The sequence below is a fragment of the Microbacterium sp. AG1240 genome (assembly GCF_003635115.1).
Taxonomy (GTDB): domain Bacteria; phylum Actinomycetota; class Actinomycetes; order Actinomycetales; family Microbacteriaceae; genus Microbacterium.
The window spans coordinates 1,139,991-1,164,653 of the sequence record NZ_RBXJ01000001.1 but is presented as its reverse complement, the minus strand read 5'-3'; the positions used below and the strand labels follow the sequence as shown (position 1 = coordinate 1,164,653).

The following is a 24,663-nucleotide window of genomic DNA, read 5'->3' as shown; positions in this document are numbered from 1 at the left end:
CGGGCTACTCTGGGGGAGTGAGCACGCAACGAGTCTTCGTCGCTCGCCTCGCGGGCTGTACGGTATTCGATCCTGCCGGTGACCGGCTCGGCAAGGTCCGCGACGTGGTGGTGATCTACCGGTCATCCGATCCGCCCCGGGTCGTGGGGCTGGTCGTGGAGATCCCCGGGCGACGGCACGTGTTCGTCTCCATCGGTCGCGTGACCTCCATCGCCACGGGTCAGGTCATCACGACGGGACTCATCAACGTCCGCCGCTTCCAGCAGCGCGGCGGCGAGGTGCGGGTGATGGCCGAGCTCCTTGGCCGACGCGTCTTCCTCGTCGACGGCTCGGGCGACGCGGTCATCGAAGACGTCGCGATCGAGCGCAGTCGGCTGGGCGACTGGGACGTCGGTCAGCTGTTCCTTCGTCGACCGAAGACGAGCGCCTCCCCGTTCGCGCGCGGCGCGACGACGTTCGCGTCGTGGTCCGAGGTGCGCGAGCAGCAGGTGCCGGGCGAGTCGCAGTCGGCGGAGCAGCTCGTCGCGACCTATGCCGATCTCAAGCCCGCCGATCTCGCCAACACGCTGCTCGATCTTCCCGGCGACCGCCTCATCGAGGTCGCGGAGGAGCTTCCCGACAACCGACTTGCCGACGCCCTCGAAGAGATGCCCGAAGAGGAGCAGGTGCACATCCTCGAGCAGCTCGGAGACGAGCGCGCCGCCGACATCCTCGACGCGATGGAGCCGGACGACGCCGCCGACCTCCTCGGCCAGCTCCCCGAAGGCCGTCTCGAGCAACTCCTCGACCTCATGGAGCCCGAGGAGGCCGATGACGTCCGAGCACTCCTGAAGTACAGCCCCGACACGGCCGGCGGTCTCATGACCCCCGAACCGATCGTGCTGTCGGCCGATGCCACGATCGCCGAGGCCCTCGCGCTCATCCGCCGGCACGAGCTGCATCCCGCCCTCGCCGCCTCCGTGTTCGTCACGCTTCCCCCGTACGAGACCCCGACCGGACGGCTTCTGGGCACCGTGCACTTCCAGCGGATGCTGCGCTATCCCCCGCACGAGCGCCTCGGGGCGATCATCGACGACACCGTGTCGGCCGTGCCCGCCACCGCGTCGGCGGCCGAGGTCGCGCGTCTCCTCGCGAGCTACAACCTCGTGTCGCTGCCCGTGGTCGATCAGGCCCATCGCCTCGTCGGCGCGGTGAGCGTCGACGACGTGCTCGACTACCTGCTGCCCGACGACTGGCGCTCGCACGACAGCGATGATCCGAAGTCGACGGCCCCCGTGCGGCCGCTCGCGACCACAAGTATTCCGACCGTGCCCCCGAGGAGGCGATGATGGCCCGCCAGAAACGTCGCATCGCCCTCGACGCCCCTCGCGACCGCGGCGGGAAGCTCGGCCGCACCGCGCATCCGTCGCGCGACCGTTTCGGCAAGTTCTCCGAGGCGTTCGCCCGGGCGATGGGCACGTCGGGCTTCCTGATCGGGATGACGGTCTTCGTGGTCGTCTGGCTGACGTGGAACTCCACCGCACCCGTGGAGTGGCAGTTCGACCCGGTCGCGACGAACTTCACCCTGCTCACGCTGATCCTCTCGCTCCAGGCCTCGTACGCCGCACCCCTCATCCTGCTCGCTCAGAACCGACAGGACGACCGCGACCGCGTGCAGATCGAGCAGGATCGACAGCGTGCCGAGCGCAACCTCGAGAACACCGAGTACCTCGCTCGCGAGGTCGTCGCGCTGCGCATGGCGGTGCGCGAATCGACCGACGAGGTCGTCACGCGAGAGGTGCTTCGCGCCGAACTCAAGGGTCTTCTGAAGAAGCTCGACCGACGCGACGACCGCGAGTCGACCGCCCCGTGAGCGACGCCGCGCTGACCGACGCGGTGCGCTCGGCCGTCGCCGGTGTCGTCGATCCCGAACTGCGCCGCCCCCTCGGGGAGCTCGACATGCTGCGAGAGATCGAGGTGCGGGGCGACCTCGCCCGCGTGGGCATCGCTCTCACGATCGTCGGCTGCCCGGCCGCCGTCAGGATCGAGCGCGAGGTGCGCGCCGCCGCGGCGGGTGTCACCGGCATCGGGGCGGTCGATGTCGAGCTCGGCGTCATGAGCCCCGATGAGCGCAAGGCGCTGACCGAGAAGCTGCGCGACGGACGGCCCGCGCGCCAGATGCCCTTCGGCCCCGACTCCCTCACGCGGGTGATCGCCGTCACGAGCGGCAAGGGCGGTGTCGGCAAGTCGACGATGACGGCGAACCTCGCCGTGGCGCTGGCGCGCCGCGGGCTGCGTGTGGGTCTCATCGATGCCGACGTGCACGGGTTCTCGATCCCCGCCCTGCTCGGACTGGTCGACGACGACGGCCTGCCGCCGGCGCCGACCCGCATCGACGACCTCATGCTGCCGCCGGTGGCCTACGACGTGAAGGTCATCTCGATCGGCATGTTCCTCCGCCGTCCCGGTGAGAACGCCGCGGGCGCCGTGGCCTGGCGGGGCCCGATGCTCCACCGCACGGTGCAGCAGTTCCTCACCGATGTCTTCTTCGGCGACCTCGACCTCCTCCTCCTAGACATGCCTCCCGGCACGGGCGATGTCGCGATCTCCGTCGGCCAACTGCTCCCCCACGCGGAGGTGCTCGTGGTCACGACGCCCCAGCCGGCAGCATCCGACGTCGCCGTGCGCAGCGGGCTCGTCGCGCGCCAGACCGGGCAGCGGATCATCGGGGTCGTCGAGACCATGTCGGCGATGACCCTCCCTGACGGCAGCTCCCTCGACCTCTTCGGCGCGGGGGGCGGGTCGGAGGTCGCCACAGCGCTCTCCGCGACGGGTGAGACGGTCCCCCTGCTCGGCACGGTGCCGCTGAGCCCGGCGCTGCGCACGGGTGGCGACGTCGGAATCCCCGTGGTCGTCGCCGATCCGGCCGACCCCGCAGCTCGCGCCATCGACGCGGTGGCGGCGACGCTCGCCCGCCAGGGCCGCGGCCTCTCGGGGCGCAGCCTGCCTTTCACTCCCCGCTGAGCGGCGCACCGGACGGCGCCCGATAGCCTGACGCCATCCGAGGGAAGGATGCCGCGTGGCAGACAACGACATCGTCGACACCGTTCACGGGCCGGTCCGGGGTACCTCCGACGGGTCGGTCCGCAGCTTCCGGGGCATCCGGTTCGCTGCTCCACCCGTCGGGGAGCTGCGGTGGCGCGCGCCTCTGCCCCCCGATCCGTGGACCGACCCCGCGGATGCGACCGCGTTCGGACCCATGCCCGTGCAGCCCCCGAACCAGATCATCGTGTTCCCGGACGGCGTCTCGCAGAGCGAGGACTGCCTCTTCCTGAACGTCTGGGCACCTGATTCCGCCCGCCCGGGCGACGACCTGCCGGTGATGGCCTGGGTGCACGGCGGCGCGTACATGTTCGGCGGCACGGCGCAGCCGATGTTCAACGGGCGGTCGTTCGCCCACACCGGCGAAGTCATCGTCGTGACCCTCGCCTACCGGGTGGGCGCACTGGGCTTCCTCGACCTGTCCCGTCTTGTGGACGACGCCGATCCGAATCCCGCGCTCCGCGACGTGATCGCAGCCCTCCGGTGGGTGCAGGAGAACATCCGCGCCTTCGGCGGCGATCCCGACCGGGTCACGCTGTTCGGCGAATCGGCCGGTGCCGGGATCGTGACGACGCTGCTCACGGTGCCGGAGGCGGACGGACTCTTCTCCCGCGCCATCGCCGAGAGCTCCCCGGCGACGTCCGTCTACGGCCAGGACCGCTCCGAGCACGTCGCCCGCACTCTGCTGGCAGACCTGGGGATCGACGCATCCGACGCCGCCACGCTTCGAGGTGTCGACGCGGATCGGATCACCTCGGCGGGCATGGACATCTTCTCCCGTGTCCCGACCGACGACCCGGGCACCCTCGCTTTCGCCCCCGTCGTCGACGGCGACCTGGTCCCGCAGCATCCGTCCGCCGTCTTCGCTCGCGGCGCCTCGCTACCCGTCCCCCTCATCATCGGCACCAACCGCGACGAGGCGACCTTGTTCACGCGCATGAAGTCGCCGCTCATGCCGGTGAGCACCGAAGCCCTCGCCGCCATGACGGCCGATCTGCGCGCCGAGCGCCCCGATCTCGACGTGCCCGCCGACGCCGAGATCGCCGGCGCCTACAGCGGCCTGAGGGCCCCCGCGCGCGGACCGGCGATCTCGCGAGACCTCGGGTTCCGCATGCCCACCGTCTGGGTCGCGGAGGGTCACAGCCGCGTCGCGCCCACGTACCTGTACCGGTTCGATTGGACGACGCCGCTTCTGCGCCTGCTCGGAATCGGTGCCTCGCACGGCACGGAGCTGCCCTACGTCTGGGGCAACCTCGCCACGTCGCGCAAGGACATCACCTTCCGGCTCGGCGGGCTGCGCACCGGCCGGGCCGTGTCGACCCGCATGCAGTCGAGGTGGATCGGGTTCGCCGTCGACGGCGTGCCCTCGGCCGACGACGACAGCGCACCGTGGCAGCCGTACACCGTGCCCGAGCGCCGTTCTCTCGTCATCGACAGGACGGATGCCGCGGTCGCCGACCTCGACGCCGAGGGCCTGAGCGTCTGGGGCACGACTCCCCTGGCCTTCCCGTGAGGGACGGCGCGGGGCCGGAACCGCGGGGAGGCCGATCATGAGTGCCCTCGCGCGTGTGTCGAACGTGTCGGCCGCTGACGTGAGCGAGCTTCGGGACCGGCTCCGGAACACGCGATGGGCGCCTCGGTGGCCTCTTGATGGGTGGGCTGCCGGAACCGACGAGGCCGAATTGCGCCGTCTCGTCGCGTATTGGGCGGACGGCTACGACTGGGAGGCGCACGAACGGGAGATCAACGCTCTGCCGTGGGCGGAGGTCGTGCTCGACGGGGTGCCGCTGCGCTACCTGCGCTTCGATGCCGAGACGGTCGGCGCACTCCCGGTGATCCTGACGAACGGATGGCCGAGCACGGCGGTCGAGCTCGTCGATCTGGCCCGGCACCTCTCCGCCCCGTCCGAATACGGTGGTGACGCAGCGGACGCGGTCACCGTCATCGTGCCGGCCCTCCCGGGGTTCCCGTTCTCGCCGCAGCGCCCGTCTCACGACGATCAGACCCACGAGCTGTGGCATCGGCTGATGCGCGACTGTCTCGGCTTCGATCGCTACGCCGCGCACGGCGGCGACCTCGGTGCCGGGATCACGTCGCGACTCGCGCAAGCCCATCCCGAATCGGTCGTGGCGATACACCTCCTCGCGGTGGCGTCGCCCCTCTCCTTCGACCCCGATACGCTCTCCGCCGCCGAGCGGGCGTATCTCGCCTCGGCGGATCGGTGGCACGACGAGGAGGGCGGATACGAGCACGAGCAGCAGACGCGGCCGCTCAGCCTCGCACCGGCGCTCTCGGATTCCCCCGCGGGGCTCCTCGCGTGGATCGTGGAGAAGTACCGGGCGTGGAGCGATTGCGATGGAGTCCTGTCATCGAGGTTCAGCGACGACGTCCTCCTCACGCAGGCGTCGCTCTACTGGTTCTCGAACTCCATCTCGACGTCGTTCCGGCCCTACTGGGAGTTCGCCACCGGTCGCACGTCGCGCGTCGCGCCCGTGCCCGTCGCCACGGCTGTCGCGGTCTTCCCGTTCGACCTCACGCAGCCCCCGCGCGAGTGGGCGGAACGCACCTACGACGTCGTGCGCTACACCCGCATGCCCCGTGGTGGTCACTTCGCACCGCACGAAGAGCCTGCGCTGCTGGCCGACGACCTCCGGGAGTTCCTCAGACCACTGCGCTGACTATGCCCGTCAGGTCGCCTCGGAGTCGAACGGGGGGCGAACGTCGGGCGAGAAGGCCCCGCGGGTCGGTTCCGTCCCCGCCGCGGCCATCGTGGCCGCCACGCTCGCGGCCTGCACGCTCGCGACCGGCGCGTCGTCGAGAAGAGCCTCGCGGATGATGCGTCGAGGGTCGTACTGACGGGGGTCGAGCTTACGCCAGTCGACGTCGTCGAACTCGGAGCCCATCTCGTCACGGACCCGCGATCGAGCGCCTTGCAGCATCTCCTTCGCGCGGGTCGTCAGACGCGCGAGCCCCTCGGCGTAGCGAGGAAGTCTTTCGGGTCCGATGAGGAGCGCGGCGATCACCCCGATCAGCAGCAGCTTCTCGATCGTGAGCCCGAAGAACATGGGTCTCAGCGTAGTCGTCGCGCCTACCCGTGTGCTGTGCCTCGCCCACGTAATCTGTGCGAGGAGGTCGAGATGAGCGGTAGCGAAGCGAACCAGCGATTCGTGTCGGAGGCGACGGTGGAGCCCGAGCACATCGCGCGGGCGCGCGCGCACGCCCTCGAACTCGGAGCCCAGCCCGTGAGCGCGCCGGTGGGTGCTCAGATGGCGGTCATCGCCGCAGCATCCCGCGCCCGGAGCATCATCGAGGTCGGCACGGGGGGCGGCGTCTCGGGCCTATGGCTCCTGCGCGGCGCACCCGGCGCGACCCTCACCACGATCGATAGCGAGCCCGAGCACCTCGGCGCCGCGCGCCAGGCCTTCGCCGACGCGAAGATCCCCGCCGCACGCGCCCGTTTCATCACCGGTCGGGCCTCCGACGTGCTCCCCCGCATGAACGAGGCGTCGTACGACATCGTGCTGATCGACGCCGATCCCGAGGGCGTCATCGAATACGTCGAGCACGGCCTCCGACTCGTGCGCGCGGGAGGTACGGTGCTCGTCCCGCGGGTGCTCGCCGGCGGCGCCGTCTCCGACCCGGTGCGCCGCGACCCTCAGACCGCCGCCTACCGATCCCTGATCCAGGAGACGCAGGCGTCGCCCGCGGTCATCGGCGCCCTGTCGATCACGGGCGAGGGTCTTCTGCAACTCACGACGCTCCCCGAGACCCCGTGAGAACGGCGATGGCGACCGCGCCGAAGAGCGATCGCCATCGTGAAGGAAGAGACGTCAGGCGCTGACGACCCCGCTGAGCACGTCGTAGAGCTCCTTGGCTTCCGCATCGTTGACGGAGACGACCAGGCGCCCGCCGCCCTCGAGCGGAACACGCACGATGATGAGGCGCCCCTCCTTCACGGCCTCCATCGGCCCGTCCCCGGTTCTCGGCTTCATGGCTGCCATCGTGGCTCCTTTTCGTCGTTAGGTCTGCATAAGTAGTTTATCGTGAGCGAACGCAACATAACGGCGGCCTCAGGGGATCTGCCAATAGGTGTTGCCCAGGGCGTACATGTTGTAGATCCACCACCACTGCCCCAGGAGGGCGAGCGCGAGCACGCTCAGGCGCCAGACGGGCGACTTCGGAACAGCGAGAGCGCCCCAAAGAGGCGACAGCGGAACGAGCAACCGGAAGATGCTCGATTGCGGGAAGAACACCGCGAGAAGGTAGAGCAGATAGCTGGCCGACCAGAGGCGCACCTCGATTCCGAGCGTGCGCACCTGGGGTAGCAGGAGGAGTACCGCGGCGAGTCCGACGACCAGCAGGACGAGGGCGACGTACCCCGCGATCTCGCCGAGCCCCCAGGTGCGGAACCAGAAGGCCGATGCCTGGACGAATCCGTCGAACGGCACGAAATGCGGCGACGTCTCACCGAGCCAGTTGCGGCGCCACGCGAGCTCCGTCGCCAGGTAGGCGCCGGAGTCTCCCGTGACCGCCGCCGCGATCAGCTGCCAGGAGAAGCCCACGACCGTCGCCAGCGCTCCGAGCGCGACGATGTGGACGATCTCGCGGACCGGCAACGTCTCGCTCCGACGCCGGAACCAGCGCCACACGCCGTACAGACCCAGCAGCAGGGCGAACGCGAGGATCCCCGGCCGGGTGTACCCCATGAGCGGGATCAGCAGGTACAGCCATCCGTACCGTCGCTCCCGTAGGCACCAGAGCGCGACGAGGAGGAAGAAGAGGAAGAGCGACTCCGCGTACCCCACCTGGAACAGCGCCGACAGCGGGCCCGAGGCGAAGAACACCACGGCCCACATCGCCGCGGAGCGATCGAGTCGCGGGCGCATCAGGGCGTACAGGGCGACGGATGCGCCATACCCGGCCGTCACGGAGATCACCAGGGCTCCGGCACCCCAGGACCCCAGAAGTACGCCGAGGCCGGCCGACGCGTACGCGTACAGCGGCATGAACGCCCACGAGTTCTCGGCGACCGCTCCGGTGTCGGTCAACGGCAGATCGGCCGGGTAGCCGTTGACCGCGGTGAACCAGTACCACGTCGCATCCCACCCGACCGCGAAGTCGCCCAACCCGGCGCCGTCGCCGAAACGCGAGCCCTGCACCGAGAGGTGGGCGGCGAGCAGCAGGAACAGGGTCGTCACGACGCGCGCGAGCACGTAGACGATACCGATCCGGGCGGCGACCGGCAGGTGCCTCCAGCCGCGCCCCGCGCGTGTCAGGACTGCGTCAGCCACGCCCGGAGTCCGCGCTCGACGTCATCGATCTGGCGCAGCGGGACGCGCTCCTCGTCGTGGTGGGCGAGGCTCGGGTCACCGGGCCCGAAGTTCACCGCGGGCACTCCCATCGCCGAGAACCGTGCGACGTCGGTCCAGCCGTACTTCGGGCGGGGTTCCGCCCCGACCGCGCGGACGAACTCCTGCGCGAGCGCCGCGTCGAGGCCCGGGCGGGCCCCCTCGGCGAGGTCGATGACCTCCACGTCGAAGCCGTCGAACACCTCGCGGATGTGGCGCGAGGCCTCCTCACCGTCGCGACTGGGAGCGAAGCGGTAGTTCACCTCGACCTCGCACGCGTCGGGGATGACGTTCCCGGCGACGCCGCCGGCGATGCGCACGGCGTTCAGGCCTTCGCGGTAGACGAGGCCCTCGACCTCGACGTCGCGGGGGCGGTACTCGGCGAGGCGCCCGAGGATGGGTGCTGCGCGGTGGATGGCGTTGTCGCCGATCCATGCCCGCGCGCTGTGCGCCCGCGTTCCGCTGGTGCGCACGATCGCGCGCAGGTTGCCGTTGCAACCGCCCTCGACCTGACCGTTCGACGGCTCACCGAGGATGGCGAAGTCACCCGCGAACAGATCGGGCCGCGTGCGGGCGAGGCGCGTGAGTCCGTTGAGGTCGGCGGCGACCTCCTCGTGGTCGTACCACATCCAGGTGATGTCGACCCGCGGATCGGTCAGCTCGGCCGCGAGCTTCAGTTGCACCGCCACGCCGGCTTTCATGTCGACGGTGCCGCGGCCCCAGAGGTGCGGCTCACCGTCGATGTCGATGGCACGGGTGGGGAGGTTCGCGTTGATCGGAACCGTGTCGATGTGCCCCGCGATCACCACCCGCTGGGTGCGCCCGAGGTTCGTGCGGGCCACGATCGTGTCTGCGTCGCGGTAGACCTCGAGGTGCGGGAGGTCGGCGACGGCGGCCGCGATCGCGTCGGCCAGTGCGCCCTCGTCGTCGGAGACGCTGGGGATGTCGCAGATGGTGCGGGTGAGATCGACCGCGGACGATGACAGGTCGAGTACCGGCATGGCCCGATTCTACCGACCGCTCGCACCGCCCCCTGCCCGCAGGACGGCCCGCCTCGGCGGGACCAGTACCGTGGAAGCATGAGTGACAACCGTTGGGTATGGGGATTCGGCCTTTCGACTGTGAGCGAGAGCGGCACAGTCCTCGACGCGTGGTTCCCCGAACCCGCGCTCGGGCGACTGCCGCTCGGACTCGACCCGGCGATCCCGCCGGCGACCCTCGACCAGCTCGCTGTCGCCGACCCCCGACGCGCGGTCACCACCGAGGTCATCGCGATCGAGGTCGACCTGGATGCTGCGCCCACCTCGACGGCGGATGCCTACCTGCGCCTGCACGCGCTCTCCCACCGGCTCGCGATGCCCAACGAGGTCGATCTGACGGGGATCTTCGCCCACCTGCCCAACGTCGCGTGGACCAACGCGGGCCCGATGCACCCGGACGACGCGACGCGTCTGCGCCCGTTCCTCCTGCGCGAGGGCATCCAGGTGCAGGGCCTCGACAAGTTCCCCCGCCTGCTCGACTACGTCACGCCGGCGGGCGTCCGCATCGCCGACGCGTCGCGCGTGCGCCTGGGCGCCTACCTCTCCCCCGGCACGACCGTGATGCACGAGGGCTTCGTCAACTTCAACGCGGGCACGCTGGGCGCCTCGATGGTGGAGGGCCGCATCTCGCAGGGCGTCGTCGTGGGCGACGGCAGCGACATCGGCGGCGGGGCGTCGATCATGGGCACCCTCTCGGGCGGCGGGTCGCACCGCGTGTCGATCGGCGCCCGCACCCTTCTCGGCGCGAACGCGGGCATCGGCATCTCGCTCGGCGACGACTGCGTCGTCGAGGCGGGCCTGTACGTCACCGCCGGATCGAAGATCGTGCTCGCCGACAAGCCCGCGAACGCCGACGGCGCCCTCCCGACCGCGAAGGGCTCCAACCTCTCGGGTCGCGATGGGCTGCTCTTCCGACGCAACTCGCTCACCGGCGCGGTCGAAGCATCCGTCCGCTCGGGCGTCGGCGTCACCCTCAACGAGGCGCTGCACGCGTAACGCCGCCCCGGCCTGACGACGAAACCCGTTCCCCCCGGCGAGACCCCGACATTCTGCGGGGGTTTCGCTGCGAGGAACGGGTTTCGTCGTCAGGCGGGCGAGCGAACTCAGGCGCCGGGATAGGGGCGCTCGGGCGCTCCCGTGTAGAGCTGCTGCGGGCGACCGATCTTGGTCTGCGGGTCGTGCTGCATCTCGCGCCAGTGGGCGAGCCATCCCGGCAGTCGGCCGATGGCGAACAGCACGGTGAACATGCGCGTGGGGAACCCCATCGCCTTGTAGATCACGCCGGTGTAGAAGTCGACGTTCGGGTAGAGGCGACGCTCCTTGAAGTAGTCGTCGTGGAGGGCGATCTCCTCGAGCTCCTTCGCGAGATCGAGCAGCGGATCGCTCACGCCGAGAGCCTGCAGCACCTCGTCGGCCGACTCCTTCACGAGCTTGGCGCGCGGGTCGTAGTTCTTGTAGACCCGGTGCCCGAAGCCCATGAGCTTCACGCCGTCTTCCTTGTTCTTCACGCGCTCCACGAAACGCTCGACGCTCTCGCCGGAGTCGCGGATGCGGCCGAGCATGGCCAGCACCGCCTCGTTGGCGCCCCCGTGGAGCGGACCGTAGAGGGCGTTGATGCCGGCGGAGATCGACGAGAACTGGTTGGCGCCCGTCGAGCCGACAAGGCGCACGGTCGACGTCGACGCGTTCTGCTCGTGGTCTTCGTGGAGGATGAGCAGCCGCTCGAGCGCCCGCGACATCACGGGGTCGACCTCGTAGTGCTCGGAGTGCACGCCGAAGTTGAGCTTGAGGAAGTTGTCGACGAAGCCCAGCGAGTTGTCGGGGTAGAGGAACGCCTGGCCGACGCTCTTCTTGTGCGCGTAGGCCGCGATCACGGGGAGCTTGGCCAGCATGCGCACGGTGTTGAGTTCGACGTGCTCGGGGTTGTGCGGGTCGGACTCGCCCTCGTAGTACGTCGAGAGCGCCGCCGTGGCCGCCGAGAGCACCGACATGGGGTGCGCGGTGTGGGGAAGCGCGGAGAAGAAGCGCTTCAGGTCTTCGTGAAGAAGGGTGTGGCGACGGATGCGCTCGTCGAAGGCGGCCAGCTCGTCGGCGGTCGGCAGCTCGCCGTAGATCAGCAGCCACGCGACCTCGAGATAGGTGCTGTTCTGCGCCAGCTGGCCGATCGGGTAGCCGCGGTAACGCAGGATGCCCTGGTCGCCGTCGATGAAGGTGATCTCCGACTTCGTCGACGCGGTGTTGACGAACCCGTAGTCGAGGGTCGTGTGACCCGTCTGCCGGGTGAACGTCGAGATGTCGACGCTCGGGGCGCCGTCGGTTCCTCGGATGACCGGGAATTCTGCCGTGGTGCCGCCGACGGTGACGGTGGCCTTGTCGTCCTGCGCTGCCGCGTCGCTCATGGCGCCTCCTCGCGAAATCAGATCGGTTCTTACAGCCTATAAGTCGTCGGCGGGTACGGCGGACACCGCCAAAGGATGGACCGGTCTGATGGAGGTCGCAACCAAAAGGGGCGGATCTACGCCGACCGCAACCGCTCGGCCGCCGCGCGGATCCGCTCGTCGGTCGCGGTGAGCGACAGACGCACGTGCTGCGGGAAGTGCGACCCGTAGAAGTGTCCGGGGCCGGCGAGGATGCCGAGATCGGCGAGCCTGCTCAGGCTCTCCCAGGCATCGCGCCCCTCCGTGGCCCAGAGGTAGAGACCCGCCTCGCTGCGGTCGACGCGGAACCCGGCGGCCTCGACCGCCGGCTTCAGCACGGCCCGGCGCTCGGCGTAACGGGCCTTCTGGGCGCGGACGTGCTCATCGTCGCCGAGGGCCGTGACCATCGCGGCTTGAACCGGCGCCGGCGGCATCAGGCCCAGATGCTTGCGACCCGTGAGGAGCCTCGACACGATCGTCGGATCGCCGGCGAGGAAGGCCGCGCGGTATCCCGCGAGATTCGACTGCTTGCTGAGGGAGTAGACCGAGATCACGCCGGCGAGGTCGTCGCCGACGACGCGAGGATCGAGGATGCTGGGGACCGCGGAATCCGCCCACTCCCCCTCCCAGCCGAGCTCGGCGTAGCACTCGTCCGACGCGAGCACCGCGCCGAGCTCATGCGCACGTGCCACGGCACGGCGGAGGTCGTCGACTCCGAGCACGCGCCCGTCGGGATTGCCGGGGGAATTGATCCAGACGAGCTTCGTCCCGGTGGGCCAGTCGGCGGGATCGTCGGCGGCGACCGGTGTCGCCCCCACGAGACGGGCACCGACCTCGTAGGTGGGGTAGGCCGCCCGCGGATGCACGACGGTGTCTCCGGCACCCAGGCCGAGCAGCAGGGGCAGCAGTGCGACCAGCTCTTTCGAGCCGACCGTCGGGAGCACGTGTTCGGGGGTGAGGCCCGCCACCCCGCGCCGGCGCGCGTACCACTGCACGATCGCTTCCCGCAGGAGCGGCGTTCCCGCGGTCTGGGGATACGCGTGCGCGTCGGTCGCTGCTTTCAGCGCGTCTGCGATCACGTCGGGCGTGGGGTCGACCGGGGAACCGATGGAGAGATCGACGATGCCCCCCGGGTGACGACGGGCCGTCTCGGCGTAAGGCGCGACGGCGTCCCAGGGGTAGTCGGCGAGATCGGCGACGCCCATCGGCCTACTCGCCCTGGGGCGGGAGGACCGAGATGACCGGGTGATCCTTGGCGATCACGCCGACCTTGGCGGCACCGCCCGGAGAGCCGATGTCGTCGAAGAATTCGACGTTGGCCTTGTAATAGTCCGACCACTCTTCGGGCAGGTCGTCTTCGTAGTAGATGGCCTCGACGGGGCAGACCGGCTCACACGCACCGCAGTCGACGCATTCGTCGGGGTGGATGTAGAGCGACCGTTCACCCTCGTAGATGCAGTCGACCGGGCATTCGTCGATGCAGGCGCGGTCTTTGACATCCACGCACGGAAGAGCGATCACATACGTCACTCGACCAGTTTACGGGGCGCGGGGAGGCGTGAGGTGTCGGGCCACGCGAACACCAGCGCGACGATGATCGGCACGACGAAGGTCCACGTGAGCGGAATCCATTCCGTGTCGGGGGTCGGAGCCGCCACGATCACCGATCCGCCCGGGCCGGTGCCCGAGAAGACGACCATCGCGAGGATCGCGCCGAGGCCCCCGGCCAGGGTCGTCCACCGGTCGCCCACGAGCAGGCGCAGAGCGACGAAGAGAGCGGTCGTGCCGACGGTGGCGAGTACGAGCCCCACGGGGAGCACACCGATCGTGAAGGCCTGCGCGACGGTCGCCGCCGTGCCGTACACGACGCCGATCACCGCAGCGATCAGCCAGGTCAGCAGGCGGGATACCGTGGTCGTCACCGCGTCAGTGTAACCGCGGCGTCTCGGCACCGCTCTCAGCTCGCCCAGCCCCACAGGCGCAGGAGTGCAGCGACAGCCGCGGCGGCGGCGACGACGACGAGGAACGGCGCCCGGACGGCGAGAAGCCCTCCCGCCACCAGCACGGCCGGCAGGCGCGCATCGACGACGATCGCCTGCCCCACCCCGAGGGTCTGCACGGCCACCAGGGCGGCCAGGAGCGCCACAGTGAGCAGATCGGCGATCCGGGCCGGGCGGGGGGCTTCGAGCCAGTGGCCCGGAACCGCGTAGCCGACGGCCTTCACGGCGACGCAGATGACCGAGGCGAGCAGCACGGCGTTCCACAGACTCACGGCAGGCCCTTCCGTTCGGGGGTGTCGGCCGGCTCGGATGCTGCTCCCCCGCGTCGGTTCGATCCACCGAGCAGGTTGAACCACCCGACCGCCAGCGCGACGAGTGCGGCGACGATGACGGGCACACCGGGCATGAGGCCCGGCGTGAGGAGCACGGCGACGACAGCGGCAGCGGCTCCCACGGCGATCGCCTGCCGCCCCCTCAGGCGCGGCCAGAGCAGAGCGAGGAAGGCGGCTGCGGCCGCAGCATCCAGCCCGTACTGTCTCGGATCCCCCAGCACGTCGCCCAGGAGCGCACCCACCAGGGTGGAGATGTTCCAGCCGACGTAGATCGCGATGCCGGTGACCCAGAACCCGACCGCGCGCGCCCGGGGCGTCGTCTGCGCGAGCGAGACCGCCGTCGACTCGTCGATGGTGAAGGGGGTCGCGGCCGCGCGACGCCAGAAGCCGCGTCCGACCACGGGCGACATGCGCATCGCGTACGCGGCGTTTCGCACGCCCAGCAGCGCCGACGACGCGATGGCGGCGGGAGCCGCGGCGGGCCCTCCCGCGCCGATGACACCGACGAACGCGAACTGCGATCCGCCCGTGAACATGAACAGGCTCAGCACGCAGGTCTGCCAGACGTCGAGGCCGGAGGCGACCGAGAGCGCACCGAAGGAGATGCCGTAGGCGCTCGTCGCCAGGGCCACCGCGAGCCCCTGCCGGGCGGCTCGACGCGATAGGGGGTCGCGCAGCCCGCCTGTTCGCCGGAATGAACGCATGACTGACAGTGTGAACGCGCTCGGGTGGCTAGTCAAGCTGAACGATCGTTTGACATACTGAACAGATGACGATCCTGGGACCCCGCATCGCTCACACCCTGCGCCGGGAACGCGAGGCCGCCGGCGTCTCCGTCTCCGAGCTCGCCCGACGCGCCGGGGTGTCGAAGGCGACCGTGTCGCAGTTGGAGGGCGGCTCGGGCAATCCCAGCGTGGAGACGCTCTGGGCTCTCGCCGACGCGCTCGGGGTGCCGTTCGCCGTCTTCGTCGACCAGGAGACGGGCGCGCCGACGCTCGTGCGCGCCGCCGAGGCGCCCGGCGTTCCCTCCTCGGCCGCGCCGTATCTCGCCTCGCTGCTGTCTGCGAGTTTTCCGAACGCGCGTCGGGACATCTATCTGATCCGGGCCGAGCCCGGTGAACCACGCCTGTCGACACCGCACCAGCGCGGGACCACCGAGCACGTCGTGCTGATCGGCGGACAGGCGCGCGTGGGCCCCTCCGACGCCGCCGTCGTGCTCGAGCCCGGGGACTACCTGTCGTACGCCGGAGACGCCGCCCACGTGTTCGAGGCGCTCCTGCCCGGCACCAGTGCGGTCATGGTGTCGGAACTGCGCTGACACGACGAAGGCCCCCGGACGGATCCGGGGGCCTTCGTCATGGGTGCGGGAGTCTCAGGCCCCGGCGTCCTGGCGCTTGCGCTGCGAGGCGGTGCGGCCGCGCACGTTCGCGTCGAGCTCGACCTTGCGGATGCGGACGGCCTCCGGGGTCACCTCGACGCATTCGTCGTCGCGGGCAAACTCGAGGCTCTCCTCCAGCGTCAGCAGTCGGGGCGGGGTCATCGACTCGAAGGTGTCGGAGCTCGCGGCACGCATGTTCGTGAGCTTCTTCTCCTTCGTGATGTTGACGTCCATGTCGTCGGCGCGCGAGTTCTCGCCGACGACCATGCCCTCGTAGACCTCCTGGGTCGGCTGCACGAAGAACGACATGCGCTCCTGCAGGGCGATCATCGCGAACGGGGTCACCACACCGGAGCGGTCGGCCACGATCGACCCGTTCTGACGGGTCGAGATGGCGCCCGCCCACGGCTCGTAGCCGTGCGAGATCGCGTTGGCGATGCCGGTGCCGCGCGTGGTGGTGAGGAACTCGGTGCGGAAACCGATGAGGCCGCGCGAGGGGACGACGAACTCCATGCGCACCCAGCCCGTGCCGTGGTTCGTCATGCCCTCCATGCGCCCCTTGCGGCCGGCGAGCAGCTGCGTGATGGCGCCGAGGTACTCCTCGGGGGCGTCGATGGTCAGGTGCTCGAAGGGCTCGTACGTCTTGCCGTCGACCTTCTTCGTGACCACCTGGGGCTTGCCGACCGTGAGCTCGAAGCCCTCGCGGCGCATGTTCTCGACGAGGATCGCCAGGGCGAGTTCGCCACGACCCTGGACCTCCCACGCATCCGGGCGTCCGATGTCGACGACCTTGATCGACACGTTACCGATGAGCTCGCGGTCGAGACGGTCCTTCACCATGCGGGCGGTGAGCTTGTGGCCCTTCACCTTGCCCATGAGCGGCGAGGTGTTGGTGCCGATCGTCATCGAGATGGCCGGGTCGTCGACGTGGATCTGCGCCAGCGGACGCACGTCGTCGGGGTCGGCGATCGTCTCACCGATCGTGATGTCTTCGAAGCCGGCGATGGCGACGATGTCGCCGGGGCCGGCCGACTCGGCGGGGTAGCGCTCGAGCGCGCGGGTCTTGAGCAGCTCGGTGATGCGCGCATTGCTCGTCGAGCCGTCGGCGCGGACCCAGGCCACCGTCTGGCCCTTCTTGAGCGTTCCGTTGAAGACGCGCAGGAGCGCCAGGCGGCCGAGGAAGGGCGAGGAGTCGAGGTTGGTGACCCACGCCTGCAGCGGCGCCTCGTCGTCGTACGCCGGGGCGGGGACGTGCTCGAGGATCGCGCCGAAGAGCGGCTCGAGGTCGTCGTTGTCGGGCAGCGCGCCGTTGTCGGGGCGGTTGCGCGAGGCGGCACCGGCGCGGCCGGACGCGTAGACGACCGGAACGTCGAGCAGGGCGTCGACATCGAGGTCGGGCACGTCGTCCTGCAGGTCGGAGGCGAGACCCAGGAGCAGGTCGTGCGCCTCTTCCTCGACCTCGGCGATGCGGGCGTCGGGTCGGTCGGTCTTGTTGACCAGGAGGATGACGGGGAGCTTGGCTTCGAGCGCCTTGCGCAGCACGAAGCGGGTCTGCGGGAGGGGACCCTCCGACGCGTCGACCAGAAGCACGACGCCGTCGACCATCGACAGACCGCGCTCGACCTCGCCGCCGAAGTCGGCGTGGCCGGGGGTGTCGATCACGTTGATGGTGATGGGCTCTTCGGTGTGGGCGCCGTTGTAGGTGATCGTCGTGTTCTTCGCGAGGATCGTGATGCCCTTCTCGCGCTCGAGATCGTTCGAGTCCATGGCGCGTTCTTCCATGTGCTCGTGCGAGCCGAACGAGCCCGTCTGGCGCAGCATCGCATCCACGAGCGTCGTCTTGCCGTGGTCGACGTGCGCGACGATCGCGACGTTGCGCAAATCGGAACGGAGGGCGTGCGCCATGAATAATCCTTGCGGTTCGGGGAGGGCGCCCGGAATCGGGCCCCCCTAGTCTATCCGGCCCGACAGGGCAAGCGGGCACGACCCTTTCCGACCCCCGGGCGGATGCCCGGCGGCCGGCGTCGTCATCGGGTCAGGATGCGTCGTTCTCGGTCTGCAGGAGTTTGTGGCGCAGGGCCCGGCGAGCCGCCTGCACCTCGGGGTCGGGCACCGGGATGGCGGCGATGAGGCGCTGCGTGTACGCCTCTTTCGGCGAACGGAGGATCTCGTCGCGCGTGCCCTGCTCGGCGATCTTGCCGTTGTGGAGCACGACGATGCGGTCTGCCATCGCGTCGACGACCGCGAGGTCGTGACTGATGAACAGGCACGCGAAACGGTACTCGCGCTGCAGTTCGACGAGGAGTTCGAGCACGCGCGCCTGCACCGAGACGTCGAGGGCGCTGGTGGGCTCGTCGGCCACGAGCAGGCGGGGCTTGAGCGCGAGCGCGCGGGCGATGCCGACGCGCTGCTTCTGACCGCCCGACAGCTCGTGCGGGTAGCGGTTGCGGTAGCTGCGGGGCAGGCGCACCTCGTCGAGGAGGGTCTCGACGCGGCGGCTGAGGTCAGCACCCTTGGCCTCGCCCGAGAGCAGCAGCGGCTCGCCGATGCTCTCGCCGATCGGCAGGCGCGGGTTCAGCGACGACGACGGGTCCTGGAAGACGATGCCCACCCGGCGGCGCAGCGAACCGATGAGCTTGCGCCCACCCGCGCTGATGTCGACGCCGTCGACCACGAGCTTCCCGTCGGCGATCGGCTGCAGGCCGATCGCCGCACGACCGATGGTCGATTTGCCCGACCCCGACTCGCCGACGAGGCCGAGGATCTCGCCCTCCGCGATCGCGAGCGAGACCTCGTCGACGGCCCGGAAAGCCGCGACCCTCCCCCGCTTGCCGTACTCGATCGACACGCGATCGAGCGAGAGGACCGGTTCGACGATGACGGGGGCTGCCGCAGCATCCGCCGCCGTCTCGGTGCTGCCGCCGTGGGCGGATTCCTCGACGACCTGCGCGAGCGCCTCGACGACGTCGACGCTGCCACCGGCGCCCGACCCCTCGCCGAGGCGGGGAACGGCTGCGAGCAGCTCTTTGGTGTACGGATCGCGCGGCTCGCGCAGCACCTGCGCGACGGGGCCCTGCTCGACGACCTCGCCGTCCTTCATCACGACGATCCAGTCGGCGAGGTCGGCGACCACGCCCATGTCGTGGGTGATGAGGAGGATCGCCGAGTCGAGGCGGTCGCGGAGGTCGCGCAGCAGATCGAGGATCTCGGCCTGCACGGTGACGTCGAGGGCCGTGGTCGGCTCGTCGGCGATGAGCAGGGCCGGGTCGAGGCTGATCGCCTGGGCGATCATGGCGCGCTGGCGCTGGCCGCCGGAGAGCTGGTGAGGGTACGACGCGAACGCCTTCGCCGGGTCGGGGAGCCCCACGAGGCCCAGAAGCTCCATCGCGCGCTCACGCGCTTCCGACGGGCTCTTGGACGTGTGCGCGCGGATGGCCTCGATGATCTGGAAGCCCACCGTCAGCACGGGGTTGAGCGCCGTCATGGGCTCCTGGAAGATCGCGGCGACCTGAGGGCCGCGCAGCTGGCGGAGCTGACGGGAGGACAGGCCCGTGATCTCTCGCCCGTTGAGCATGATGCTGCCGCGCACCCGGCTGTTGCGGGGCAGCAGGTCGAGGATCGCCATCGAGCTCGCGCTCTTGCCCGAACCCGACTCGCCGACGACGGCCACGACCTGGCCGCGATCGATCCGGTAGTTCAGGTTCTTCGCCGCGGGGACCCAGACGTCGTCGACCGCGAAGTCGACGCTCACGTCGGTCATCTCCAGGGCGGGGGTTTTCGGCTGGACGGGGGTGCTCATGATGAGATCCTTCCCGCCGTCGTCCGCGAGGACGCGACGATCGTGGATGGGAGAATGGCCGCATGGCCGAAACCGTGTTCCGCTCGACGTTCAACAGGGTGCTGAGCTACGTGGCGTGGGCGCTGCTGGCCGTGGCGATCGTGATCACCCTGGTGACGCCCGGCGGTCTCTCGATCGCTCCGTCGGTCGCGCTCGGGTGCGCCGGAGGTGCCGCGCTGATCTGGGCCCTGCTGTGGGCGCCCTACCTCGGCGTGGACGACGCCGGCGTGACCGTGGTGAACGTCTTCACGCAGTACCGCGTTCCGTGGGAGGCGCTGATCCACGTCGACACGCAGTACGCGCTCACGCTCCACACCCCGAACCGTCGTGTGCGCGCCACCGCGGCTCCCGCGCCCGGCTCGCTGTCGTCGCTCCGCGCCGCGCGCAGTCACCGCCGAAAGGGCGGAGACGCCACCGGCGTACGCCCCGGCGACCTGCCGGGAACCGACTCCGGAGACGCGGCCGACCTGGTGCTCACCCGCTGGCACGACCGACGGGATCGCGGTCTGATCGAGACCGGACTGGCCGAGGGCATCGCCGTCCGGCCGCACCCGCGCGTGAGCGCCGTGGCGGCCGTCGCGCTCGGCGTTGCCGCCCTCGCCGGCGCGGCGCTGCTCGTCTGAGAGCACGGCGCGCATCACGACGATGCCTTTTCCTTCGTCCGTCGCAGCGAGAACCGCTTCTGGCGCGGGTCGAACGCATCGCGCAGGCCGTCGCCGACGAAGTTGATCAGCAGGGCGAGCAGCACGATGAACGCGGCCGGCCACCAGAACAGCCAGGGGCGGGTCTGGAAGGCCGACTGGTTGTCGGAGATGATCAGGCCCAGCGATACCTCGGGCGGGCGCACGCCCAGACCGAGGTAGCTCAGTGCCGTCTCGAGCAGGATGGCGGATGCGGCGAGCAGGGTCGCGGCGACGATCACCACGCCGATCGCGTTCGGCAGGATGTGCTTGAAGATGATGCGGAAGTCGCTCGCGCCCGCGACCCGGGCCGCCTCGACGAACTCGCGCTCGCGCAGCGACAGGAACTCGGCGCGCACGAGACGCGCGATCACCATCCACGACACCATGGCGAGGAAGAACGCCAGCGGCAGGACGCCGAGGCCGCCCGTGGTGCGTCCGACGACGGCGCCGATGACGAGCACGGGGATCACGATGAACACGTCGGTGATGCGCATGAGGATCGAGTCGAGAAGGCCACGGTAGTACCCCGCGAGGGCGCCGATCACCGTGCCGACGACCGTTCCGACGATGCCGATGACGAACATCACCAGGATCGAGTTCTGGATGCCGCGCATGGTCATGGCGAAGTAGTCGATACCGATGCGGTCCTGACCGAAGGGGTGCTCCCCCAGCGCGAGTCCCGATCCGCCCAGCCACTCCGGGAGAAGCGAGAGGGAGGGCGCGCCGCCGTCGATCTGCGGGTTCAGCGTCGAGAAGTCGTACTTCCACCACCCGGGGATCGGACCGAGGCCGACCGCCGAGATGGAGAACGCGGCGATGATCACGAACAGGATGCCGGAGACCACCGCCACGCGGTTGGCGAGGAATCGGCGGAGGATCAGCCGCCCCTGGCTCACGCCGACGGTGTCGTCGTCGGTCGTCACGACGGCGCCGGCTTCGGGCTGCGTCGGTTCGGGCATCATCTGGGTCATCGCGTGGCCTCCCCGCAGAAGCGGACGTCGGAGATCATGCCGCCACCCGCACGCGCGGGTCGAGCGCGGCGTAGGCGAGGTCGGCAAGGAAGTTGAACAGGATCGCGGTGACCGCGATGATCAGGAAGTAGCCCATGACGGGGTTGACGTCGGTGCGCAGGATCGACGAGACGAACAGCTGCCCCATCCCGCTGATCGCGAAGACGCGCTCGGTGATGACCGCGCCGCCGAGGAGCGCCCCGATGTCGGTCGCGATCAGCGTCACGATCGGGATCAGCATGTTGCGGAGGGCGTGACGCATGACGACCGTCCGCTCGCCGAGGCCCTTGGCCCGCGCGGTGCGGATGTAGTCCTGGTTCATGACCTCGAGGAGGCCCGAACGGGCGTATCGGGTGTAGCCGGCGAACGAGATCAGCAGCAGCGCGATGGTCGGCAGCAGCAGGTGGGTGAACGAGTCGATGCCCGAGAGCCACACGTCGCCCGTGAAGCCCGGGGTGCTCGCCCCCACGGTCGCGATGGGACGACCGCCGATGCGGGGCGAGTTGACGTACGCCGGCCACGACTGCATGAAGCGGTCGAGCACCACGAGCGACGAAGTCACGAAGGCCACGATCGCGCCGATGCGTGCTGCCTGACCTCGGTCGTTGCCGCCCAGGACGAGACCGGTGATGATGCCGACCGCGAGGGCGGCGATGCCCAGGATGATCAGCGTGCCGAGCGACGAGATGTCGAAGAGCCCCTGCAGCGCGAAGTAGCTGATGTAGGCGATCGCACCGTTGATGCCGGCCACGATGAGAGCCCGTCGGTTCTCGAGACCGGCGATGAGGGCCGTGGTGAGCACCACGGTTCCGGCGATGAGGATGAAGAGCCCGACGGGACCAAACCCGGGGTTGCGGAACCAGTCGGCGAGGTCGAAGTAGACCAGAAGCGCTGCGGTCGCCGCGCCCGAGATGCCGGCCACGATGAGGCGGCGGCGGACGTTGCCGCCGATCATGGCCTGCCAGACGACGGCGCTGATCACCGTGATCAGGACGATCACCAGGGGCGGGATCGACGTGGCCGAGACGAGGAAGTCGTTGAACCCGATCGCCATGAACTCCTTCAGGAGCACCGCGATGAGGAAGGAGGGCAGCGAGTAGAGGAAGAAGCTCACCAGCGTCACGCCGAAGTCGAAGCCGCTGTACTGGCGGAGAGCCGTGACGATGCCGACGGCGACGCCGAGAACGATCGCGACGACGAAGGCGACCGTGACCAGCTGCAGGGTCGAGACCATCGCGGCCGGGAGGATCGACGTCACCGGCGCGTTCGAGATCGTGGTTCCGAGGTCGCAGCTGCCGACGAACGGGATGAGGCACTGAGCCGCGCCGCCCAGCCACAGGAAGTAGCGCAGCACGGGCGGGACGTCCAGGTCGAGCGCGGCGATGCGCGCCGCGATCAGCTGGTCGCGGTTGGGGTCGTTGCTGCCCTGCAGATCTTCCAGCGGGTTGCCGGAGTTGGCGGACAGCACGTACATGATGAACGACGCCGCCAGCAGAACGAGGATGGAGACGGCGATGCGCCTGAGGACGAATCCGACCATCGCGGGGAACTTCCTTCGGTCGAGAGAGTGCGCATCGCAAGTGCGATCACGACAGGATAACGGTTGCCTGGAGCGGGCAAGGCGAGGCGCCGGAGCCTTTACGACTCCGGCGCCTCGCTGTAATGCGGTTCAGCCGGTGGTCACCGGGCGGCTATCAGCCGGCCAGCGTCCACTCCTGGGCGTTCCACACGATGCCCGTCTGGCCACCGAAGTAGTCGATGCCCGTGACGGTGCCGTTGTCGGCGAAGATGCCCGGCGTCTGGAAGAGCGGCAGACCGTAGAAGTCCTGCGCGGTCTTCGCATCGATCTCGATCTTCAGCTGCTGCAGGGCGTCGTTGTCGACCGTGACCTGGCTCTCGTCGACGAGGGTGTCGACGTCGGCGTTGGTGTACAGGTTGTAGTTACCGCCACCGTTGGTCTTGAAGATCTGCGGCAGGGCGGCGTTACCGGCACCCGGCGAGACCCAGCCGAAGATCGACGCGTCGTAGCTGCCGGAGCCCAGGAGCGAGCTCCAGTCGGGCGAGCCGGCGTCCTCGATCACGAAGCCCGCCTGCTGCGCCGACTGCTGGATGGCGCGGAAGCTGTCGACACGGTTCGGGTTGTTGGTGTTGTAGAGGATCCGCACCGTCGGCGTCGCTCCGGCGAGGAGCGCCTTGGCACCCTCGATGTCGGGCTCGGTGAAGGCGTCGTACCCGCTCGCCGCGACGGCGTCGGTGTAGTCGGCGTCGGTCGGCAGGAAGATCTGCGAGTTGAGCACCTCGGCGTCGGGGTTGACCGGCGTGATGATCGAGTCGAGGATCTGCTGGCGCGGGATCGTCTTGAGGAAGGCCTCGCGCACGTTCGCCTCGGCGAACACGCCGCCGAAGGTCAGGTCGAGGTGATCGTAGGCGACCTGGTTACCCGCGTGCACCGTGGCGTTGTTCGCCTCGAGCGCGGTCAGGGTGTCGGCGGACGGCTGCGGCTGGATCGCGTTGACCTCGCCGTTCTGCAGAGCCGTGACCTGTGCGTTGGCGTCACCGATGAAGCGGATGATCAGCTGGTCGTACGCGGGCGACATGGAGCCCTTGTACTCGGGGTTCTTCTCCAGCGTGATGCTCGACTCCGCCTGGAAGTCGGTCACGATGAACGGGCCGCTCGCCACGAGAAGGCTCTCGTCGCTCGGCATCGTGGTCACGTCGTAGCCGGTGTTCCAGAAGTCGGCGGCGGCCTTCAGCGTCGCGTTGGGGGCGACGGGTGCCTCGGGGTTGCCCTCGGGGAGGGTGTTGACCAGCTCGACGAACTCCTCGAGCGACACGCCCGCCTTCTCGGCGAGCACGTGAGCGGGCTTTCCGATCGGGTTGAAGAGCTTGTAGTCGACGAACGGCGTCGCGTACGTGATCGTCATCGACATGTTGTCGTCGCCGATCTCGGGGAACGAGGTCGTGTCGATACCGGCGGTGCTGCCGGCGAGGGTGAAGTACTGGGTGCCGCCGTTGGTGACGTCACCGGTGGAGCCGTCGATGACGGCGTCGTCGAACCAGCCCGAGCTCTGCGCCCAGTTCACGAGCATGTCGTCGGCGGTGATGGGCTCGCCGTCCGACCAGGTGAGGCCCTCGTTGAGGGTGTACTTCACCGTCAGCGGGTCTTCCGAGACCGTCTCGATGGTTCCGAAGTCGTCGTTCGACAGGATGCTGAAGTCCTTGTCGAGGCGCAGGAAGCCGCCGAGGCCGAGCCCGCCCGACACGCCGGTCAGGTAGCCCACCATGCCGTTGGTGTCGAGGTTGGCGTCGGGGGTGTCGCCGTTGAACGAGGTGAACGCGTTCGTGGTGGCGATCGTGACCGTTCCGCCGCTCTCGGCGGGGGTCTCTTCCGCGGGCGCGGTGGTGCAACCGGCCAGCGCGAGCGCCGTGACGGCTACTCCCGCTCCGGTCGCAAGGGCGCGTTTGCGCCACGTGTTCTTCGACACATTTCCTCCTGTGCAAGGGGTGAGCGCGTCCACGCCGAATCGGGGGGGCCT

General features: G+C 69.6%; 24 protein-coding genes. 9 read left to right on the top strand and 15 right to left on the bottom strand.

All coding sequences use genetic code 11. The features are described from left to right. Positions 1-17: 17 nt before the first annotated feature. From DEU34_RS05350 to DEU34_RS05330, 5 genes are read left to right on the top strand one after another with little or no spacing between them, the layout of a single operon-like run. The gene (locus DEU34_RS05350; RefSeq protein ID WP_121149128.1) at positions 18-1,328 is read left to right on the top strand and encodes a magnesium transporter MgtE N-terminal domain-containing protein; all 1,311 of its coding nucleotides are present in this window, start codon (positions 18-20) and stop codon (positions 1,326-1,328) included. Further along, positions 1,328-1,852: a DUF1003 domain-containing protein gene (locus DEU34_RS05345; RefSeq protein ID WP_121149127.1), complete on the top strand. Its 525-nt coding sequence runs from the start codon at positions 1,328-1,330 to the stop codon at positions 1,850-1,852. The genes DEU34_RS05350 and DEU34_RS05345 overlap by 1 nt, the downstream gene beginning before the upstream one ends. Further along, a complete protein-coding gene (locus tag DEU34_RS05340; RefSeq protein ID WP_121149126.1) occupies positions 1,849-3,003 on the top strand; it encodes a P-loop NTPase in 1,155 nt (384 codons plus the stop codon). Before DEU34_RS05345 ends, DEU34_RS05340 begins: the two co-directional genes overlap by 4 nt. Before the next feature lie 55 nt (positions 3,004-3,058). Further along, positions 3,059-4,594, top strand: coding sequence for a carboxylesterase/lipase family protein (locus tag DEU34_RS05335; RefSeq protein WP_121149125.1), 1,536 nt, complete (start codon positions 3,059-3,061; stop codon positions 4,592-4,594). Positions 4,595-4,631: 37 nt separating this feature from the next. Beyond that, positions 4,632-5,759, top strand: coding sequence for an epoxide hydrolase family protein (locus tag DEU34_RS05330; protein ID WP_121149124.1), 1,128 nt, complete (start codon positions 4,632-4,634; stop codon positions 5,757-5,759). Positions 5,760-5,768: 9 nt separating this feature from the next. Here the strand turns inward: DEU34_RS05330 and DEU34_RS05325 are convergent, their stop codons facing one another. Continuing rightward, on the bottom strand, positions 5,769-6,146 hold the full coding sequence (locus DEU34_RS05325) for a Sec-independent protein translocase TatB (RefSeq protein WP_246134023.1): 378 nt from the start codon (positions 6,144-6,146) through the stop codon (positions 5,769-5,771). Positions 6,147-6,218: 72 nt separating this feature from the next. Here DEU34_RS05325 and DEU34_RS05320 point away from each other — a divergent pair, with 72 nt between their 5' ends. After that, the gene (locus tag DEU34_RS05320) at positions 6,219-6,857 is read left to right on the top strand and encodes an O-methyltransferase (RefSeq protein WP_116646232.1); all 639 of its coding nucleotides are present in this window, start codon (positions 6,219-6,221) and stop codon (positions 6,855-6,857) included. A 54-nt stretch (positions 6,858-6,911) separates the two neighbouring features. On the opposite strand, the gene DEU34_RS05315 is transcribed toward DEU34_RS05320, so the two are convergent. The 3 genes from DEU34_RS05315 to dapE all read right to left on the bottom strand — a co-directional run bounded on the left by DEU34_RS05315 (position 6,912) and on the right by dapE (position 9,430). Continuing rightward, positions 6,912-7,082 carry a DUF3117 domain-containing protein gene (locus DEU34_RS05315; protein ID WP_116646231.1) on the bottom strand — a complete coding sequence of 57 codons (171 nt, stop codon included), beginning with the start codon at positions 7,080-7,082 and terminating at the stop codon, positions 6,912-6,914. A gap of 69 nt (positions 7,083-7,151) precedes the next feature. Next, the gene (locus DEU34_RS05310) at positions 7,152-8,372 is read right to left on the bottom strand and encodes a hypothetical protein (RefSeq protein WP_121149740.1); all 1,221 of its coding nucleotides are present in this window, start codon (positions 8,370-8,372) and stop codon (positions 7,152-7,154) included. After that, positions 8,354-9,430, bottom strand: coding sequence for a succinyl-diaminopimelate desuccinylase (gene dapE / locus DEU34_RS05305; RefSeq protein WP_121149123.1), 1,077 nt, complete (start codon positions 9,428-9,430; stop codon positions 8,354-8,356). The genes DEU34_RS05310 and dapE overlap by 19 nt, the downstream gene beginning before the upstream one ends. Positions 9,431-9,508: 78 nt before the next feature. On the opposite strand from dapE, the gene dapD reads away from it, so the two are divergent. Next, a complete protein-coding gene (gene dapD / locus DEU34_RS05300) occupies positions 9,509-10,465 on the top strand; it encodes a 2,3,4,5-tetrahydropyridine-2,6-dicarboxylate N-succinyltransferase (RefSeq protein ID WP_121149122.1) in 957 nt (318 codons plus the stop codon). A gap of 107 nt (positions 10,466-10,572) precedes the next feature. Here the strand turns inward: dapD and DEU34_RS05295 are convergent, their stop codons facing one another. The 6 genes from DEU34_RS05295 to DEU34_RS05270 form a co-directional block, all read right to left on the bottom strand. Next, positions 10,573-11,868, bottom strand: coding sequence for a citrate synthase (locus DEU34_RS05295; RefSeq protein ID WP_121149121.1), 1,296 nt, complete (start codon positions 11,866-11,868; stop codon positions 10,573-10,575). A 116-nt stretch (positions 11,869-11,984) separates the two neighbouring features. Next, positions 11,985-13,091: a succinyldiaminopimelate transaminase gene (gene dapC, locus DEU34_RS05290; protein ID WP_121149120.1), complete on the bottom strand. Its 1,107-nt coding sequence runs from the start codon at positions 13,089-13,091 to the stop codon at positions 11,985-11,987. A 4-nt stretch (positions 13,092-13,095) separates the two neighbouring features. Next, on the bottom strand, positions 13,096-13,416 hold the full coding sequence (gene fdxA / locus DEU34_RS05285) for a ferredoxin (protein WP_116646225.1): 321 nt from the start codon (positions 13,414-13,416) through the stop codon (positions 13,096-13,098). Next, the gene (locus DEU34_RS05280) at positions 13,413-13,808 is read right to left on the bottom strand and encodes a DUF6113 family protein (protein ID WP_121149119.1); all 396 of its coding nucleotides are present in this window, start codon (positions 13,806-13,808) and stop codon (positions 13,413-13,415) included. The genes fdxA and DEU34_RS05280 overlap by 4 nt, the downstream gene beginning before the upstream one ends. Positions 13,809-13,843: 35 nt before the next feature. Beyond that, positions 13,844-14,158: an AzlD domain-containing protein gene (locus DEU34_RS05275; RefSeq protein ID WP_121149118.1), complete on the bottom strand. Its 315-nt coding sequence runs from the start codon at positions 14,156-14,158 to the stop codon at positions 13,844-13,846. Continuing rightward, on the bottom strand, positions 14,155-14,922 hold the full coding sequence (locus tag DEU34_RS05270; RefSeq protein ID WP_121149117.1) for an AzlC family ABC transporter permease: 768 nt from the start codon (positions 14,920-14,922) through the stop codon (positions 14,155-14,157). The genes DEU34_RS05275 and DEU34_RS05270 overlap by 4 nt, the downstream gene beginning before the upstream one ends. A gap of 65 nt (positions 14,923-14,987) precedes the next feature. On the opposite strand from DEU34_RS05270, the gene DEU34_RS05260 reads away from it, so the two are divergent. Then, a complete protein-coding gene (locus tag DEU34_RS05260) occupies positions 14,988-15,536 on the top strand; it encodes a helix-turn-helix domain-containing protein (protein WP_121149116.1) in 549 nt (182 codons plus the stop codon). Positions 15,537-15,590: 54 nt separating this feature from the next. On the opposite strand, the gene typA is transcribed toward DEU34_RS05260, so the two are convergent. Together typA and DEU34_RS05250 are read right to left on the bottom strand one after the other, a co-directional pair. Beyond that, positions 15,591-17,501 carry a translational GTPase TypA gene (typA, locus tag DEU34_RS05255; RefSeq protein ID WP_116646220.1) on the bottom strand — a complete coding sequence of 637 codons (1,911 nt, stop codon included), beginning with the start codon at positions 17,499-17,501 and terminating at the stop codon, positions 15,591-15,593. Between the two features lie 130 nt (positions 17,502-17,631). Then, positions 17,632-19,395, bottom strand: coding sequence for an ABC transporter ATP-binding protein (locus tag DEU34_RS05250; RefSeq protein ID WP_121149115.1), 1,764 nt, complete (start codon positions 19,393-19,395; stop codon positions 17,632-17,634). Positions 19,396-19,457: 62 nt separating this feature from the next. Here DEU34_RS05250 and DEU34_RS05245 point away from each other — a divergent pair, with 62 nt between their 5' ends. Further along, positions 19,458-20,057 (top strand): PH domain-containing protein, encoded by a 600-nt coding sequence (locus DEU34_RS05245; RefSeq protein WP_121149114.1) that lies wholly within the window; start codon positions 19,458-19,460, stop codon positions 20,055-20,057. Positions 20,058-20,071: 14 nt separating this feature from the next. Here DEU34_RS05245 and DEU34_RS05240 read toward each other — a convergent pair whose 3' ends face one another. The 3 genes from DEU34_RS05240 to DEU34_RS05230 all read right to left on the bottom strand — a co-directional run bounded on the left by DEU34_RS05240 (position 20,072) and on the right by DEU34_RS05230 (position 24,612). Continuing rightward, entirely contained in the window at positions 20,072-21,088 is a 1,017-nt protein-coding gene (locus tag DEU34_RS05240; RefSeq protein WP_121149113.1) for an ABC transporter permease, read from the bottom strand. Positions 21,089-21,122: 34 nt separating this feature from the next. After that, positions 21,123-22,667 carry an ABC transporter permease gene (locus DEU34_RS05235; protein WP_121149112.1) on the bottom strand — a complete coding sequence of 515 codons (1,545 nt, stop codon included), beginning with the start codon at positions 22,665-22,667 and terminating at the stop codon, positions 21,123-21,125. Positions 22,668-22,821: 154 nt separating this feature from the next. Then, positions 22,822-24,612 (bottom strand): ABC transporter family substrate-binding protein, encoded by a 1,791-nt coding sequence (locus DEU34_RS05230; RefSeq protein ID WP_121149111.1) that lies wholly within the window; start codon positions 24,610-24,612, stop codon positions 22,822-22,824. Between the last annotated feature and the right edge of the window lie 51 nt (positions 24,613-24,663).